16 protein-coding genes are annotated in these 16,399 nt (G+C 68.4%); 11 read left to right on the forward strand and 5 right to left on the reverse strand.

Going from position 1 to position 16,399, the window contains the following annotated elements; translation table 11 throughout:
- Positions 1-82 precede the first annotated feature (82 nt).
- The 4 genes from BMX17_RS09520 to BMX17_RS09535 all read left to right on the forward strand — a co-directional run bounded on the left by BMX17_RS09520 (position 83) and on the right by BMX17_RS09535 (position 3,735).
- Positions 83-778, forward strand: a complete 696-nt coding sequence (locus BMX17_RS09520) for a TVP38/TMEM64 family protein (protein ID WP_092659371.1) — start codon at positions 83-85, stop codon at positions 776-778.
- Positions 779-1,012: 234 nt separating this feature from the next.
- On the forward strand, positions 1,013-1,603 hold the full coding sequence (locus BMX17_RS09525) for a 50S ribosomal protein L15e (RefSeq protein WP_092659374.1): 591 nt from the start codon (positions 1,013-1,015) through the stop codon (positions 1,601-1,603).
- A 212-nt stretch (positions 1,604-1,815) separates the two neighbouring features.
- Positions 1,816-3,135: an endonuclease/exonuclease/phosphatase family protein gene (locus tag BMX17_RS09530; protein WP_092659376.1), complete on the forward strand. Its 1,320-nt coding sequence runs from the start codon at positions 1,816-1,818 to the stop codon at positions 3,133-3,135.
- A 69-nt stretch (positions 3,136-3,204) separates the two neighbouring features.
- Positions 3,205-3,735 carry a hypothetical protein gene (locus BMX17_RS09535; RefSeq protein WP_092659378.1) on the forward strand — a complete coding sequence of 177 codons (531 nt, stop codon included), beginning with the start codon at positions 3,205-3,207 and terminating at the stop codon, positions 3,733-3,735.
- On the opposite strand, the gene BMX17_RS09540 is transcribed toward BMX17_RS09535, so the two are convergent.
- From BMX17_RS09540 to BMX17_RS09550, 3 genes are all read right to left on the reverse strand, one after another.
- Positions 3,722-4,780 carry a Brp/Blh family beta-carotene 15,15'-dioxygenase gene (locus BMX17_RS09540; RefSeq protein ID WP_092659380.1) on the reverse strand — a complete coding sequence of 353 codons (1,059 nt, stop codon included), beginning with the start codon at positions 4,778-4,780 and terminating at the stop codon, positions 3,722-3,724. The genes BMX17_RS09535 and BMX17_RS09540 overlap by 14 nt on opposite strands.
- Positions 4,777-5,547: a lycopene cyclase domain-containing protein gene (locus BMX17_RS09545; RefSeq protein ID WP_092659382.1), complete on the reverse strand. Its 771-nt coding sequence runs from the start codon at positions 5,545-5,547 to the stop codon at positions 4,777-4,779. The genes BMX17_RS09540 and BMX17_RS09545 overlap by 4 nt, the downstream gene beginning before the upstream one ends.
- A gap of 130 nt (positions 5,548-5,677) precedes the next feature.
- On the reverse strand, positions 5,678-6,556 hold the full coding sequence (locus tag BMX17_RS09550; protein WP_394327899.1) for a bacteriorhodopsin: 879 nt from the start codon (positions 6,554-6,556) through the stop codon (positions 5,678-5,680).
- 202 nt (positions 6,557-6,758) lie between these two features.
- On the opposite strand from BMX17_RS09550, the gene BMX17_RS09555 reads away from it, so the two are divergent.
- The 5 genes from BMX17_RS09555 to BMX17_RS09575 all read left to right on the forward strand — a co-directional run bounded on the left by BMX17_RS09555 (position 6,759) and on the right by BMX17_RS09575 (position 10,575).
- A complete protein-coding gene (locus tag BMX17_RS09555) occupies positions 6,759-7,220 on the forward strand; it encodes a DUF6789 family protein (RefSeq protein WP_092659386.1) in 462 nt (153 codons plus the stop codon).
- A 74-nt stretch (positions 7,221-7,294) separates the two neighbouring features.
- A complete protein-coding gene (locus BMX17_RS09560; RefSeq protein WP_092659388.1) occupies positions 7,295-8,467 on the forward strand; it encodes a tRNA sulfurtransferase in 1,173 nt (390 codons plus the stop codon).
- A 33-nt stretch (positions 8,468-8,500) separates the two neighbouring features.
- Positions 8,501-9,067 carry a DUF6735 family protein gene (locus tag BMX17_RS09565; protein ID WP_092659390.1) on the forward strand — a complete coding sequence of 189 codons (567 nt, stop codon included), beginning with the start codon at positions 8,501-8,503 and terminating at the stop codon, positions 9,065-9,067.
- A gap of 238 nt (positions 9,068-9,305) precedes the next feature.
- Entirely contained in the window at positions 9,306-10,073 is a 768-nt protein-coding gene (nucS, locus tag BMX17_RS09570) for an endonuclease NucS (protein ID WP_394327900.1), read from the forward strand.
- A 40-nt stretch (positions 10,074-10,113) separates the two neighbouring features.
- Complete coding sequence (locus BMX17_RS09575) at positions 10,114-10,575, forward strand: hypothetical protein (protein WP_092659392.1); 462 nt, start codon at positions 10,114-10,116, stop codon at positions 10,573-10,575.
- 7 nt (positions 10,576-10,582) lie between these two features.
- On the opposite strand, the gene mutS is transcribed toward BMX17_RS09575, so the two are convergent.
- Positions 10,583-13,237 carry a DNA mismatch repair protein MutS gene (gene mutS / locus BMX17_RS09580; protein WP_092659394.1) on the reverse strand — a complete coding sequence of 885 codons (2,655 nt, stop codon included), beginning with the start codon at positions 13,235-13,237 and terminating at the stop codon, positions 10,583-10,585.
- 105 nt (positions 13,238-13,342) lie between these two features.
- Between mutS and mobA the strand changes: the two genes are divergently transcribed.
- Together mobA and BMX17_RS09590 are read left to right on the forward strand one after the other, a co-directional pair.
- On the forward strand, positions 13,343-13,954 hold the full coding sequence (mobA, locus tag BMX17_RS09585; RefSeq protein ID WP_092659396.1) for a molybdenum cofactor guanylyltransferase: 612 nt from the start codon (positions 13,343-13,345) through the stop codon (positions 13,952-13,954).
- A 59-nt stretch (positions 13,955-14,013) separates the two neighbouring features.
- Positions 14,014-15,672 carry a class I adenylate-forming enzyme family protein gene (locus BMX17_RS09590; protein WP_092659398.1) on the forward strand — a complete coding sequence of 553 codons (1,659 nt, stop codon included), beginning with the start codon at positions 14,014-14,016 and terminating at the stop codon, positions 15,670-15,672.
- Here the strand turns inward: BMX17_RS09590 and BMX17_RS09595 are convergent.
- A complete protein-coding gene (locus BMX17_RS09595; RefSeq protein WP_092659400.1) occupies positions 15,669-16,304 on the reverse strand; it encodes a DsbA family oxidoreductase in 636 nt (211 codons plus the stop codon). The genes BMX17_RS09590 and BMX17_RS09595 overlap by 4 nt on opposite strands.
- Positions 16,305-16,399: the final 95 nt, after the last annotated feature.

Consider the following 16,399-nt stretch of genomic DNA (forward strand, 5'->3'; position numbering starts at 1 on the left):
GGTGGCCTGTTAAACGCGTGCGTGATTCCCGGCGTTCGGTAGCAACCGCCGAGATTAATTTCCATCGATCCGACGTGTCTGTATGGCCGAGGGGGGACCGACGAGAGTGTTCGAGTCACGAGCGGCCCGCTGGCGGTTCGCTGTGGCGGCGGTGGTCGTCGTCACCGCCGTCGCCGGTCTCTGGCTGTTCGTCCGGGAGTATCTGCCGATGCTCGCCGACGGAGCCGCACTCCGCCGGTTCGTCGACGGGTACGGCGTCCTCGCGCCGCTCGTGTTCGTCGCCATCCAGGCGATCCAGGTCGTCGTCGCACCGATCCCGGGACAGGTGACGGCCTTCGCCAGCGGCTACCTGTTCGGGAGCGTCCTCGGGACCGTCTACAGCATCGTCGGAGTCACGATCGGGAGCGCCATCGCCTTCTGGCTGTCGCGGCGGTACGGCCGCCCCTTCGTGGCGAGCGTGGTTCGGGACGACCTGCTGGCTCGCTTCGACGCCTTCGTCGACGAAGCCGGCACGGTGAGCCTGTTCGTGATCTTTCTCGTCCCGGGGCTGCCCGACGACGTGCTCTGTTTCGTCGGCGGCCTGACCGATATCGACCTCCCGAAACTCGTCGCAATCTCGTTTTTCGGTCGCCTGCCGGCCTACCTGCTGGTGAACCTCTCCGGGTCCGGACTGGCCAGCGGCGACCTCAGGCTGACGGCGGTGACGCTGCTGATCCTGCTCGTCGGGTCGGCGTGGGGATTTCTGAACCGCGAGCGACTGCTCACCTACTTCGAGTAGGTACCACGGGAGGGTCGGCGGTGGGGCCGGGGAGAGTTCGAAGTGTTTAACCCCGGCAGTGGGAAAGAACGAGGTAACTCGCTGGTCGACGGGCACCAGCGGGCACCTGCCGAGATCGAGTCGCTCGGTCTCCACAGGACGGGATGTGATCGGCGGGGTCTCTGACCCCGGGCAGGCGGCCGGGCCGTCCGGCCCCCGGAGGATTGAACCACTCGACGCCCGTGGTGATAGCCCATGACACGGAGCTTCTACTCCCACATCCGAGAGGCGTGGGAAGACCCCGACGACGGACAGCTCGCAGATCTCCAGTGGCAGCGCCAGCAGGAGTGGCGCGACCAGGGGGCCCTCGAACGCATCGAGCGCCCGACCCGACTGGACAAGGCCCGCTCGCTCGGCTACAAGGCCAAGCAGGGCGTGGTCGTCGTGCGCGCCAGCATCCGCAAAGGCGGCGCACGCAAGCAGCGCTTCACCGCCGGCCGGCGCTCGAAGCGCCAGGGTGTGACCCGGATCACCCGCCGGAAGAACCTCCAGCGCGTCGCCGAGGAGCGTGCCACCCGCAAGTACCGCAACCTGCGTGTGCTCAACTCCTACTCCGTCGGGCAGGACGGCCGCCAGAAGTGGTTCGAAGTGATCCTGCTCGACCCGCACCACCCCGCCATCGAGAACGACGACGATCTCAGCTGGATCTGTGACGACTCCCAGCGCGGCCGGGCCTACCGCGGCCTGACCAGCGCCGGACAGTCCAACCGCGGCCTCCAGAAGAAGGGCAAAGGTACCGAACACAACCGGCCGAGCAACAACGGCGGTCAGGGCCGCGCCAAATAAAACCCACTTTTTAGCTCCCACTTTTTACAGCGGGGGGATTCGCCGGAGGCGAACCCCCCGCTCCAAAAACGTGGGGAAAAAGGCCGCGAGCGCGGCTTCGCCGCGCTCGCGGGTGCTGCACTGGTGTTCCCGCACAGCAACAGCCACAGCCTCCGCGACCGCACCGCGATACACCCCCTACATTCAGGTGGCCGGAGCCGAACCTGTCGGTAATGGAACCACCGGCAGACGACAGGTCTGTCAGCCGACGCACGGTGCTGGGCGGGATTGCCGGCGCGACGGCGGGCGTGGCCTGCACGACCGGCGCGGCGGCACGCGCTGGAGCGGCCCAGTCGGCCCCCGAACTGACGGTCCTGACCCGGAACCTCTCCCTCGGCGTCGACCTCTTCGCGCTGTTCGAGGCGCGCTCGCTCGACGACGTGCGGCGGATCGCCGGGGACCTCCTGAGCGACTTCGATCCCGACCGGGCCACCACGCGGATCGGTGCCATCGCGGCCGAGATCGAGACCACCCAACCGGACGCCGTGGCATTGCAGGAGGCCGCCGCGCTCCGGGTCCAGCGCCCGAGCGACTTCGGGACGGACTCCCCGGAGCCAGCCGAGACCGTCGTCGTCGACCTGCTGGACGCGATCCAGTCGGCACTGGCCGAACGGGGGCTGGAGTACGAGGTCGCGGCGTCGACCGTCACGACGGACGTGGAACTCCCCGCGGAGACCGACGACGGCACGGCCGACGTGCGTCTCACCGACCGGGACGCCGTACTGGTCCGGCGCGACCGCGACGCCACCGCGACCGCGAGCAGGACCTACGAGGCGGCGTTCGAGGTCGAGGCAGCGGCCCTGTTTCTGGGCCTCGACGACCTCGCGGTCCGGCGTGGCTTCTGCGCGGCGGACGTGACGGTAGCCGGCGAGACGGTGACCGTCGTCTCGACGCACCTGTCGTCGGTGAGTCGGGAACTCAGGGTCGACCAGGCCGCGGAACTGCTCGACTGGCTCCCGACCGACCGGCCGGTGATCGTCGGCGGCGATTTCAACAGCGGCCCCGGCGCGGAAACGGCGGCCTACGAGCGACTCACTGGCGAACTGACCGACGCCTACGCCGCGCGCCACCCCGACCGCGACGGGTTCACCTGCTGTCAGGACGGGACCCTCCGGAACGCCGAGTCGCGGCTGAACAGCCGCGTCGACGGCCTGCTCGTCCGCGGCGACGTGTCCGCGACGGCGGCCAGTCGCGTCGGCCACCGCTCGGCGGACCGCGTTCGCTACGAGAGGGACGGCGAGACGGTGCAGGTCTGGCCCTCGGACCACGCCGGCGTCGTCGGGACGTTCGCGATCACGGCCGCGGGATCGGTCGGGACAGCGACGGCGGCCGAGACGGGGACGGAGCGACCGACGGCCACCCCGGCGGCGACCTCGGCGTCGACGACCGGGGCAACACCCGACACGACGGCAGGCACGGGGCCGGGGCTGGGCGTCCTCGCGGCGCTGGCGGGGGTCGCCGGCGGCGTCGCCGGTCGGCTGTGGCGGGACTGAGTCGCGAGCAGTCACACGGCGGGCGAAACGGCGACCACGTTTTTACGAGACGGGGGCGACGGGTGGCCTATGGAGAGTCGAAGTCGGTCGATCGTGGCGGTCGGTGCCGTGGCAGTTCTGCTCGTCCTCGCGGGCTGTAACGGCGCGCCGGGCGGGGGGACGCCGACGCCGAGCGCGACGGAGTACCACGAGCCGGCGAGCGAGTACCTGCTGTCGGCGGAGACGCTCGTCGGCTGGGAGGACAACGGTACGCGCGCGCCGGGCGCGGAGCCAGCGGGCATGGAGTCCGGGCAGGTACTCGAACTGAAAAACGGGACCGCGAACCTCCAGATCGCGGTGCTGGTGTTCGAGTCGCCCGCCGACGCGCGGACGTTCCTGGACGCACAGCGCGAGACCTACCGGTCGGAAGGGATCAATACGACGGACGTGACCATCGGGGACCGGGCGTTCGGCGTGCCGGAACTGACCGGGCCGAACAGTACGATCGCGGCCGTCGACGCCCAGGAGTCCAACGTCTACGTGCAGGTGACCGGCAACGTGCCGCTGAACGCCTCGGAGCGGATCGCCCGGACGCAGTTGCGGGCGATCACGGGCGGCTGAGCGACCACACTCCTTGCTCGCGGTCCATGAGCGTCACGACGGCGACGTGTGGCAGCGTCAGCACGGCGATGAGGACGAGATAGAGCCCGATCCACCCCAGCAACGCCGCGGGTGGGTTCGGGACCAGCAGGTAGAACCCGCCGAGTAGCGCGAGCGAGGCCAGCGTCAGCGGCGTGGCTTCCCTGGCGAAGCGAACCAGTGCGGGCCGGAGCCGACGGTCGTCGAGCGCGGCCCGGGAGTTCGGTTCGAGCGGGAGCAGGCGGGCGATGTGGCGGTAGGCGTGCCAGACGCAGAAGTAGACGCCGACGGCGAGCACGGGGGGCACGACGGCGAAGAAGGTGACCAGCAACAGCGTCTCGCCGGCGTCGACGGCCCAGGTCGAGCGCCCGACGGTGGAGCCGAGGTACCCCATCGCCAGGTACCCAAACACGAGCAGGCCGTACCCGATACCGAGCGCCAGGCGCGTCTCGAACTGGAAGACCCCGGCGATGCTGGCAGTCGAGCCGAGTGTGAACAGCGAGATCAGCGCGTCGGCGACCCGGCGGTACCAGTCCGGGAAGAAGACGAGGGGAACGAGCATCGGCAACCCGCCGCGGACGACGACCGCGAGCGCGCGCCGGAGGCGGGTGTCGAGGTAGTCCACGTCGGCGACGGCCAGCAGTGCGTAGAGGTCGCCCTGTCCCCAGTGGGCCCAGGTCAGCAGGATGAAGAAGACGAACGCGGCCGTGGGGGCGAGAAACCAGACGGCGGCGTAGGCGACCCCGAGGAGGCCGTAGAGGGCGAACACGCCGGCGATGGGACGGAGCGTGGGATCCTGGCCCCGGACGCGCGGGAGCGCGAGGTGGTCGATCGCGCCGTGGGGCAACCCGAGGACGAGGACGCTGGCGACGAGCGGGACGTACTGGACGACCGGCGGGACGGTGACGCCGAAGACGAACGGCACGATCAGGGCGGCCGTGACGACCCAGGAGGGCCAGAGGACGCCGCGGGTCAGCGTGTCTCGGATCGAGCCGTCGAGGTCGACGCCAGGGACGGTTCGGATCATGAGCCAGTGGGTGCGCTACGACGCCAGACCGTCCGGACCTGTTCCCAGCGATCGGTCACCCACCAAAAGAGAAGGAGACCCTGGACGAGGAAGACGTTGGTCAGGCCGAAGAAGAGGAGTTCCTCGATTGGGAGGCCAAGGATCGCGAGGCCGGTCATGTACGCCGGATCGAAGGTCCAGATGCCGAGTTCGATGGCGATGCGGTCGACGGCCGCGAGGTAAGCGGTGGGGACGCCCACGCCGAGTGCCAGCGTGCGGCGACGCTCCCAGAGGACGGGCCAGCCGAACGCCCACTGGATCGCGAGGACGGGGCTCGCCCACAGCAACAGCGTGCCGAGGTAGTAGGTCGACTCGGCGAGAAAGAACAGGCCGAGGGCGGCGACGAGGCCGCCGCCGAACAGGCCGAGCGCGCGCTGGGGAAGGGAGATGCCGAACGCGCGGTCGCTCCGGGTGGGCAGGCGGGCGAGCCAGAGACTCGTCAGCACGGGCTGGAGGACGAAAAAGAGGTACTCCTCGATGGGCACGTGCCAGATCCGGAAGAGCACGGTCCCTTCGCCGTAGGCCCAGACACCGGTGGCGATGAGGTGGTTGTCCCACGGCGTCGTGTAGCAGACGGCGACGGCCGCGAGCAACGCCACGCCAAAGGGGCCGGCGTAGGGACGCTCGGCAGGCCCGGCGAAGACGAGCAACGCCACGAGCGGGGGCAGGATGAACAGGAGGTGAAACTCCAGGTAGGTGAGCGCGACGAGGGCGATCCCGTCGCTCATCGGGGCGGACCTCCACGGGAACGTGGGGTGTCGAATCCGGTCATGGTGGTGGTATCCAGGGCGGGTCGGTTAGTGGTTCGTGTGGTATCGGTCGGTGTCGTGTACGAAAAAAATCGCACGCGGTCGGGGATCAGTCGGCGGCGGCCGCGTCGCCGGCGGCGGTGCCGGTCGTGGCCTGGTCGAGGACGCCCCGGCTCCGGAGCAACAGGAAGCCGAAGCCGACCTTCGCTAGCACGTCGAGCACCATGAACGCGGCCGTCTCGTAGTACAGCGGGACGAGGCCGAGGCCTTCGGTCCCGACGATCCACACGATCGGGTAGGCCAGCCACAGCAGGATCACCACGTTCCTGAGCGTCCCGAACAGGTTACCCACGTCACCCGGCTGGTCGGCCGCCTGGGCGGTCAGCCGGCTGACGAGGATGTACAGCAGGACCAGGAAGAAGCCACAGCTGATACCCCACCAGGCGATCCGCATCGCCTGGCTCGCGGTGGTCAGCGCGGCCACCAGGCCCGTGACGATCATCCCGACGTCCAGTCCGACGAGCGTCGAGATCGTGTTGCGGTCGGCCCCGGCCAGCAGTGCCAGGTCGAGCAACAGCAGCGGCGTCGTGAACAGCCAGTCGGCGTAGCGGGCCCAGTAGATGTCCAGGGCCTCCCCGGCCACCATGACCTCCGTCAATCCGAACCCTATGGCCATCGAGAAATACGACGTGGCCGCGATGGCCGGGATGAATATCGTGATGATGTAGTATTCCTGTTTCTTTGCGTCGTTCTCGTTCCAGCCCATGCCGATAAACGCCAACGTCCCCAACGCCATCAGTGCGGTACCGATCCACAGCCAAACGCTCTCTGTGCCAGGTTGTGCCATAATGCATTGTATAATTAGGTTTAGATAGTTAAAACAGCCTTGCCCAACCAGTTGGGTTTGGGAGGTATAGCGGCTGAAATTCGGAAGCAGACATAGTTTCGAAGTCGAGAAGCAAGAATTGATCGACAGTCGGGTGGCCATCGACCCAGTGTGTCCGTGTCGACTGGCACGTGATACGTCGGCGAGTGGGGCCAACGAGTGACCGAAGCTAGATTCCGGAGAGAGGCCGTGCGTGGTTCGTCGTCGCCGGATGCGGGCGTGTTTTTTCCGGCCGTGCGCGCCTGTAACACACACGCAAACGCGAGGTGATATTACGGACGTTCCCGTGGACGCTCCGGATGCAATGGCGACTGAAACAGACACGATCGTGGAGCGTGGAACGGGGCCGGAAGACTGGCAGGCCGGCGTCGCAGGTGGCATCGTCGGTGCGGCGGTGATGTCGGCGTTGACCGTCGCGATGAACCCGCCGACGATCACGGCCGCGATTCCGGCGCTGTACGGACTTTCGGGTGGTATCGCTGGCATCACCGTCCACATCGCCCACGGGGCGGTGCTGGGCGTCGCGTTCGCGGCGATCCTGCGGTTCGCGCCGATCCCCGAGGATTCGGCGGCCGCCGTGGTCGGAACCGGACTGGCCTGGGGTGTCGTGACGTGGATCGGACTCGCGGCGCTAGTGATGCCCGTGTGGCTGGGCGCGGTCGGGTTCCCGAAGGCACCGCCGCTTCCCAACTTCGCGATCCCGAGTCTCGTGTGGCACCTCGTGTACGGCGGCGTCCTCGGTGTCGTCTACGCGGCGCTGCGCTGAACACTGTCGTCGACACAGCATCGGCGCGCACCGACGACAACAGGAATTTAACCCCCAACCGTCTCTGCCCGGACATGGAGCCGCCGGGCGCTGAGACGGTCGTCGTCCGCTACGGGGACATGAGTACGAAGAGCAGTCGCGTCCGTCGTGGCATGGAAGAGCGCCTGGTCGAGAACATCGAGGCGCTACTTGCCGACCGCGGCGTGGACGGTGACGTGGAGCGACGACCGACCAGACCGCTCGTGTGGACCGACGAGCCCACGGCGGCCGCCGAGGTCGCCGCCGACGCGTTCGGCGTCGTCTCGACCAGTCCGGCCCGGGCACTCCCGGCCGAGCCCGAGCCGATCCTCGACGCCATGGCCGAGACCGCACAGGCCTGTTACGACGGCGGCAGTTTCGCCGTCAACGCGCGACGCGCGGGCGACACCTTCCCGATGGACAGCGAGGACCTCGGTCGGGAGGGCGGACAGGCCATCTGGGACGCCGTCGAGGACGAGTTCGAGCCCGAAGTGGACCTGGACGACCCCGACGTCACGGTCAACGTCGAGGTCCGCGAGGACGCCGCCTTCCTGTACCTCGACGAGATCCCGGGGCCGGGTGGCCTCCCGCTGGGAAGTCAACGGCCGGTCGTCGCGCTGGTCAGCGGCGGCATCGACTCGCCCGTGGCGGCCTACGAGATTATGCGGAAGGGCTGTCCCGTCATCCCGGTCTACGTCGACCTCGGGGAGTACGGCGGGCCGGACCACCGGGCTCGTGCCGTCGAAACCGTCCGGACCCTCGGCTCGTACGCGCCCAACTTCCGGGAATCCCTTCGAGTGGTCCCCGGCGGCGAGACGGTCGAACTCCTGGCTGCCGAACTCGACCAGGGGCGGATGCTGGCCTTCCGGAGGTTCTGTCTCGCGGTCGCCGAGGAGATCGCCCTCGACGCGGGCGCGGCCGGCATCGTCACCGGCGAGGCCATCGGCCAGAAATCGAGCCAGACCACACAGAACCTCAGCGTCACCGACCCGATGACCGACCTGCCCGTGTTCCGCCCGCTCCTGACGATGGACAAGAACGTCATCACCGAACGGGCCAAGGAGATCGGAACCTTCACCGACTCGACGATCCCGGCGGGCTGTAACCGCTTCGCCCCCGCCCAGGCCGAGACCAACGCGCGGCTAGACCGACTCCGCGACCTGGAACCCGACGACCTTCGCGAGCGCGCCCGCGACGCCGTCGCCGACCTCGAACTGGTCGAGCCCTGAGCCTTTTGTCCGAGAACGGGACCAACCCGGCCCGTGACCACCGTGGGACAGCGCGCACTCGTCGCCTATGAACGGACGGACAGCCGGTACGACCTCCACTACGCTCACTGGGGTGCCTACCAGTGGCTTCTGGCGGCGTCACTCGCCGCCGTTCGGCCGGGAAGCCGGTTCGATCCGACCGACGGCACCGGCACCCCGACCGGCGTCGATCCGGAGCCGCTGGCGACCGACTGCCCCTTCGAGGACCTCCTGACCAGCCACGTCGACTGGCAGACCTACGACGCCTGCTACGTCGTCGCGGCCGACGGGACCGTCCAGCCCTACCTCGCCGCGTGGTTCGGTCTGCCGGGCCACGACACGGTCCGCCCCCGCGACGGCGCGCTAGTCGGCGTCGACCCCGACCACGTGGAACCGGACGGGGAGTTCCTGCGCGGCCGCGTCGCCGGCCTGAAAGCCGCCACGCTGGCGATGGTCCGCGACGACCGTCTCCCGCTCGCAACCGCCCGATCCTTCCTGGCCAGCGAAGTCCAGTCCTGGCACGCCGAGGGCCGGACGGTCCACCTCGGACCCGACGCCGACCCGGATGGATGGGATGGCTGAGGCGGTTCGGGAACAGTCAGTATCTGCAGGCGCTACGTCCACATCCTGGCGGACTGAAAGGGCGAGGCCGTCTCGACGAACCCCGGCGACGCAAGCACTGCAGGCCGCGACGCGGCCGAAGCGCACAGCGAGCCGCGGGAGTCGAGACGGCCGAGGGCTTTCGGAGCAGTCCCACCCGATTCACCGCCGTCGCCCGCTCCCGACGCGCTTATCCGCCGACCGCGACTACGACCGGGCAGTGACAGACGAGGGTGACGAGAGTGTGGACGCCGAGGACGCGGCCGCAGTGACGACCCTCGCGAGTCCGACGCCCGCCGACGCCCGGGAGGCGGTCGCCGCGGCCTTCGAGCGCGAAGACGTGGTCTCGGTCTTCGGCACCTGTACGGTCGAATACGAGGGCCGGGCGTCGAGCCATCTCGGCCCGGGCGACCGACTGGTCGTCTGCAAGCCCGACGGGACGACGCTGGTCCACACCGACGAGGGCCACCAGCCGGTCAACTGGCAACCGCCGGGGTCCACCCAGGAGGCCCGGTTGACCGACGGCCGCCTCGAACTCCACAGCCTGCGCTCGACCCCAGAGGAGGAGTTGCTGGTCCGTTTCGAGGAGATCCTGCAGGTCACCGCCTACGACGTGACCGACGAGACCGAGCTCGCGCTGGAGGGCACCGAAGAGGACCTCCGGGAGCGCATCCTCGACGACCCGGATCTCGTCGAGTCGGGGTTTTCCCCGCTGGCGACCGAGCGGGAGACGCCAGCGGGCGCGGTGGACATCTTCGGCGAGGACGACCAGGGGCGGCGGGTCGTCGTGGAGTTGAAACGCAGGCGGGTCGGCCCGGACGCGGTAGGGCAACTCGGCCGATACGTCGACGCCTTAGAGCGGGACCTCCACGCCGACGCCGACGTGCGCGGGATTCTAATCGCGCCCTCGGTGACCGACCGGGCACGGCAACTGCTCGCCGAGCAGGGCATGGAGTTCGTGGCGCTGGAGCCCGATCCGAACTCGTAGAACCAGAATGATTTTTTCGCCGACACGTGTCGGCGACGGTATGCCCTCCAGACGAGCGATCCTGCGGCGCGGGCTCGTCGGCGTCGGACTCGGCGTCGGGACGGCCGGCTGTTCAACGCTCGGTCTCGGCGGCGGGGACCCGCCGGCGCTGACGCTCCAGTTTCTGAACTACACGGACCGAGATCGGCTGATCGTACTCCACCTGTTCCGCGAGGACCGGACCGCGTACCAGGAGGCCGACGCGTTCTACGACACGGTCGACGTCCCGTCGATGGACGACGCCACCGATCCCGTGACCTACGAGGACGTGGTGCCGAGTCGACGCTACGTCGCCCGGGCGGGGATCGGTCACGATCCGCTGGTACAGGACGCCACGACCGACTACCACTACTACCCGCGCCGGTGCGACGACGGTGACGTGCTCACGGTCATCTGCCGCCCGTACGTCGAGGAACACGACCGGGACGGCGTCTACTTCACCTTCGAGCAGGAGCGGTGTTGACCCGGCCTCAGCCGTCTTCGACCTGCTCCTGAAGCTCCTGTAGCAGCGCCAGCGCTTCCATCGGCGTCGTCGTCGCGAGGTTCTGCTCCCGGATGGTCTCGGCGAGGTCGGCGTCGACCGTCTCGTCGCCGTCCGCGGACCCGTCTTCGGCCGCCGCGCCGTTCGTCGCGGCCGGCCGATGCCCGTTCGTCGCCACCTTTCTTTCGTGGGCACTGTCTGAGCCGTCCACGTCGAGCAGTTCCCGGGAGCGGTCGACGACGGCGTCGGGGATGCCGGCCTCGCGGGCGACCTCGACGCCGTAGGAGGCGGCGGCGGGGCCCTCGCGGATCTCGTGGTCGAATATCACGTCCTGTCCGTCCTGATCCGCCCGGAAGTGCAGGTTGAACACGCCGTCGAGGTCGTCGGCGGCATCGGTGAGTTCGTGGTGGTGGGTGGCAAAGAGCGTCCGCGCGCCGATCTCGTCGTGGACGTGTTCGGTCACCGCACGGGCGATGGCGAGACCGTCAGTGGTGCTGGTGCCCCGGCCCACCTCGTCGAGGAGGATCAGCGAGCGGTCGGTGGCGTCGTCCAGAATGTCGGCGAGTTCGGTCATCTCGACCATGAACGTCGACTTCCCGCCGGCGATGTCGTCGCTGGCACCGACGCGAGTGAACACCCGATCCACGAGCGAGAGGGAAGCGTCGGCCGCGGGGACGAAACTCCCGGCCTGGGCCAGGAGCTGGATCAGCGCCACCTGGCGCATATAGGTCGACTTCCCGCTCATGTTGGGGCCGGTGATGACGGCGAAGCAGTCGTCGGCGTCGAGGCGGGTGTCGTTGGGGACGAACGTTTCCTGCGTGCGCTCGACGACCGGGTGGCGACCGCCCTCGATCACCGTCCGCTTGGGGTCGTCGACGAAGGTCGGGCGGGCGTAGTCGTACTCGGCGGCGACGGTGGCGAACGAAACCAGCACGTCGAGGCGGGCGAGGGTGTCGGCCAGCGCCTGGACGCGTTCGGACTCGGCGGCGACGGTGTCCCGGACCTCCCGGAACAGGTCGTATTCGAGGTCGTCCGCGCGCTGTTCGGCCTGGATGATCTCGTCTTCCCGTGATTTGAGTTCGGGCGTGTAGAACCGTTCGGAGTTCTTCAGGGTCTGGCGGCGGGTGTAGTCCTCGGGCACCGAATCGAGGTTGGCGTTCGTGACTTCGATGTAGTAGCCGTGGACGGAGTTGTGGCCCACCTTCAGCGAGTCGATGCCGGTCCGTTCCCGTTCCTGCGCTTCCAGCGAGTCGATCCACTCCTTGCCGGAGCGCTCGGTCTCTCTGAGGTCGTCCAGTCGCTCGTCGTACCCCTCGGCGATGACGCCGCCCTCGGTGACCTCGATGGGCGGTTCCGCGCGGATTGCACGCCCGATCAGGTCCCGGATCTCGTCGAGCGCGTCGAGATCGGCTCGGATCGCCCGGAGCGTGGCGCAGTCGGCGTCCTCGAGGGCAGCCTCGATCTCGGGTACCACGTCGAGGGTGTCTTTCAGCGACCGCAGATCACGAGCGTTGGCACGGGATCGTGAGACCCGGGATATCAGCCGCTCGACGTCGTACACGTCCCGCAGGAGATCGTGCAGGCGCTCGCGGGTCCGCACGTCGCCGGCGAGTTCGCCGACCGCGTCGTGACGAGCCTCGATAGCCTCGCGCTCGATCAGCGGTCGCCGGAGCCAGTCTTTCAGCTCACGGGCCCCCAGCGCGCAGGCGGTCTCGTCCAAGACCTCCACGAGCGTCGCCCCCGCACGGCCGTGGACCGCCCGGCGCTCGAACAGCTCCAGACTCTCCAGGGCCACCCGGTCCAGCAGCATATACTCCCGCGGATCGTAGCGCGTGACGTGGTTCAGGTAGTCCAGCCGGCCGCGCTCGCCGTCGGTGTCGTCGCTCTCCGCACCCCTGGTATATTCCGCATAGTCCAGCAAGGCACCGCAGGCCAGAACCTCCGCGGCGTTCCCGAGGACTGTCCCCGGACCACCGAAGTACGACTCGACGAGCCGTTCGGGGCTGTCTCCCTCGAAGGCACTCCGGTCGTGGGGCGTCACCATGCAGTCCTCGTCGAAGGGATCGGTCGACGCGTCGGGGCCGACGACGGCCTCGGCAGGGGCAAAGCGACCGAGTTCGTCGGCAACGGCGGACTCGTCGGTCGTGCTGGTGACGTAGAAATCGCCAGTCGACACGTCCAGCAGCGCGAGGCCGAACCGGTCCCCCGAGCGAGCGAGACAGGCGACGAAGTTGTTGTCGTCGGTCCGGAGCAGTTCGTCCTCGGTGAGCGTGCCGGGCGTGACGACCCGGGTGACCGCGCGGTCGACGACGCCGGTGGTCTCCTCGGGCTCTTGCACCTGATCGGCGACGGCCACGCGGTAGCCCGCGTCCAGCAGGGTCTCGATGTAGCTCTCGGCGTTGTCGATGGGAATGCCGGCCATCGGGTACTCGCCGGTCGAGTCCTCCCGCTTCGTGAGGGTGATCTCACAGAGTCGCGACACCCGCTCGGCGGCGTCACAGAAGGCCTCGTAGAAGTCCCCCACCTGAAAGAGGACGAGCGAGTCCTCGTACGCCGAGCACAGCTCGAAGTACTGCGACATCATCGGCGTCAGCTCGTCGGCCCTGTCCTGCATCGTCTCGGGTGGGCCAAGCGCCGCGTCCATGGGCGACCGCAGTGTCGCGGACGGCATATGCCCTCCGGATAGCCAGTGGGTCGCAGTCGGTCGTTCGGGACGGGGTTCTTGTGGGCCCCGTTCGTACCGCCGGCCATGCGAACGGGCGTGATCGTCGCCGGCGGGTACTCCACGCGCTTCGGGGACGGCGACAAGGCCGTCGCCGACCTCGCGGGCACGCCCATGATCCGGCGGGTCGCCGACCGCCTCGCGCCCGTGACCGACCGACTGGTCGTCAACTGCCGGCCCGACCAGCGAGCGGCCATCGCGGAGGCGCTGTCCGGCTACGAGCATCCCGTGACCGTCGCCGAGGACGACGAGCCCGATCGGGGACCGATGACCGGCATCCTGACTGGCCTGCGCGCGGTCGAGACCGAGTTCGCGGTCGTCGTGGCCTGTGATATGCCCTTCGTCGCGGCCGCGCTGGTCGAGCACCTCTTCGAGCGGGCCAAGGATCACGACGCGGCGGTCCCGCGGGTCGACGGGCGCGATCAACCCCTGCAGGCGGTCTACCGCACCGACGCGACCGTCACGGCCTGTGAGGTCGCGCTCGCCCGGGACCAGCGGGCGGTCTTCGCCGCCCTGAACGACCTCGACTGGGTGTTCGTTCCCGAGGCGGAGATCGAGGCCCACGCCACGCTCGAATCGCTCCGGAACGTCAACACCCGCGAGGACCTGCGGGCGGCGGCCGCCGACCTGGGACAGTGACCTTCGGCCGTGTGAGTGGCCCCCCTCGCTTATGGTGTGTGAGAGAGATGATGACAGGCATGGAGTATTACAATGGTGACCAACTGTCACACATGGGCGACCTGCCGGCGATGGCAGCGTCCCGGTACGGGGAGCAAACAGCGTTCGTCTTCCAGGGACTGGAGACGAGTTTCGGCGAGGTGGAAGCGGAGGCCAACCAGGTGGCGAACATGCTCGTCGACCACGGCGTCGAGCCGGGCGAGCGTGTCGGCCTGTTCATCCCGAACACGCCGCGGTTCCCCAAGAGCTACTTCGGGACGCTCAAGGCCGGTGCGATCCCGGTCCCGCTGAACCTCCGGATGGACCCCGAGACGCTGGCGTTCGTCATCCAGGACGCGGGCATCGACGTGCTCTTTGGCTCGCCGTTTTTGGCCGACGAGGTCCAGAACCTGGCGGCGGCCGCCGAGGTCGGGACGCTGTTCCTGCCGGGCGTCTCCGAAGAGGGCGTGGTCAACTACTCCCACGCCATCGCCGACCACCCGGAGACGTTCGACCGCGAGGCCGAGGGCGTCGACCGCGACTTCGAGGACGTAGCGGTCCAGCCCTACACCAGCGGAACGACGGGCAAGCCCAAAGGTGTGCAGTTGACCCACGAGAACCTGCTGTCGACCATCGAAGCGTACGACAACGGCGGCCTCCCACTCGATCCGGACGACACCTTCCTGCTCGTCTTGCCACTTTTCCACATCTACGGGCTGAACGCCCTGCTCGGCTCCGGGCTGTACAGCGGGTCGACGATGGTGCTGGTCGCCCAACCGGAACCGGAGCCGATGTTGAACGGCATCCAGGACAACGACGTGACCAACTTCGCGGGCGTGCCCGCCATGTACACGATGATGTTCCGGGAGTACCGCGAGAACCCCGAGAAGTACGACCTGTCGAGCCTGGAGTCGGTCACCTGCGCGGCCGCGCCCCTCGCGGACGCGACCCGGCGAGAGATCATGGACGAGTGGGACGTGCCGATGGTCGAGGGCTGGGGAATGACCGAGACCAGCCCCGCCGGCACGGTCGAGCCCTCCCGTGGCGTCCGGAAAGCCGCCGGCTGTGTCGGGCCCGTCCTCGACGAGGTGGAGATCAAACTCGTCGATCCAGGGACACGGGAGACGAAAGTATCGACCGACCAGCTGGAGCCGTTCCCCGACGACGACCTCGACTTCGACGACGAAGCGAGCGTCACCGGCGAGATCGCGATCCGGGGGCCCAACGTGTTCGAGGGATACTACAATCGCCCGGAGAAGAACGAACAGGTGTTCGACGACGAGGGCTACTTCTACACGAAAGACATCGCCCGCGTCGACGAGGACGGCTACTTCTGGATCGTCGACCGCGCCGACGACATGATCATCGCCGGCGGGGAGAACATCTACCCCGCCGAGGTCGAAGACGCCCTCTACGAACACCCCGACGTGGAGGAGGCCGCCGTGGTCGGCGCATCCCACGAGGTGAAAGGCGAGGCACCGGTGGCCTACGTCGTCCTCTCGGAGGGGACCGAGGTGAGCGAGGAGGAGCTCCGGGAGTTCGCGCTGGATTACGTCCCGACGTACGCCCACCCCCGTCGGGTGTTCTTCGTGGACGAACTCCCCCGGAGTGCCACCCAGAAAGTCCAGCGGTACAAGCTCGAAGAAGAGACCGAGGACCGCCTGAGCGAACCGCTTCGCTCCGAGGACGAGGACCTCTAGGTCCCTTCGACCAGCCGTCGCAACTGCTCGGGCGGGACCGCACCGCGGGCCGCGTACCCGTCGTAAGCGAAGGTCGGCACGCCGCTGATACCCTGATTTTTCGCGTCGTCGAACAGCGAGCGGACGCGCTCGCGGAGGTCTTCGTCGTCGAGGGCCGCGCGAACGTCGTCGGGGTCGACGCCGGTCTCCCCGGCGAGGTCGATCAGTACGTCGGGTTCGCCGATGTCGCGGCCGTCGGTCCAGAGCGCCTCGAAGATCGCCCAGTCGAAGTCGAGCCACGTCTCGTAGTCGTACTCGTCGCGCACGCGAACCGAGGCGATCTGGGCGGCAAGCGAGTCGATGTCGCGGGAGAGGTCCAGATCCATCTCCACGTCGTACTCGTCCTGGAGGCGACGGACGTTCTCTTTGGCCTGTTCGTAGTAGTCCTCGTCTTTGCCGTCGTCCACGTCGTGGTCGATGCTCCCGTCGGGGTTGCGCTTGCCGGCCCGGAGGTCGAAGGGGTGCCAGTCGATCACGAGGGCGGCCTCGGGCTCGTCCTGGTACTGGGCCAGCGAGTGCCGGCCGAGATAGCAGAACGGACACACGTAGTCGGAGTAGACGGTGATCCGGTCGTCGCCGGTGGCGTCGGACATAGTCGTTCCAGGGCCCGAAAGCGGGAAAACGGAACGGTTCGGGCCCACGCCGGGAGGGCACCCACCGTCATCGCTAAGCCCACCGGGTTGTACCA

This window comes from Halorientalis persicus, from assembly GCF_900110215.1.
Lineage (GTDB): Archaea > Halobacteriota > Halobacteria > Halobacteriales > Haloarculaceae > Halorientalis > Halorientalis persica.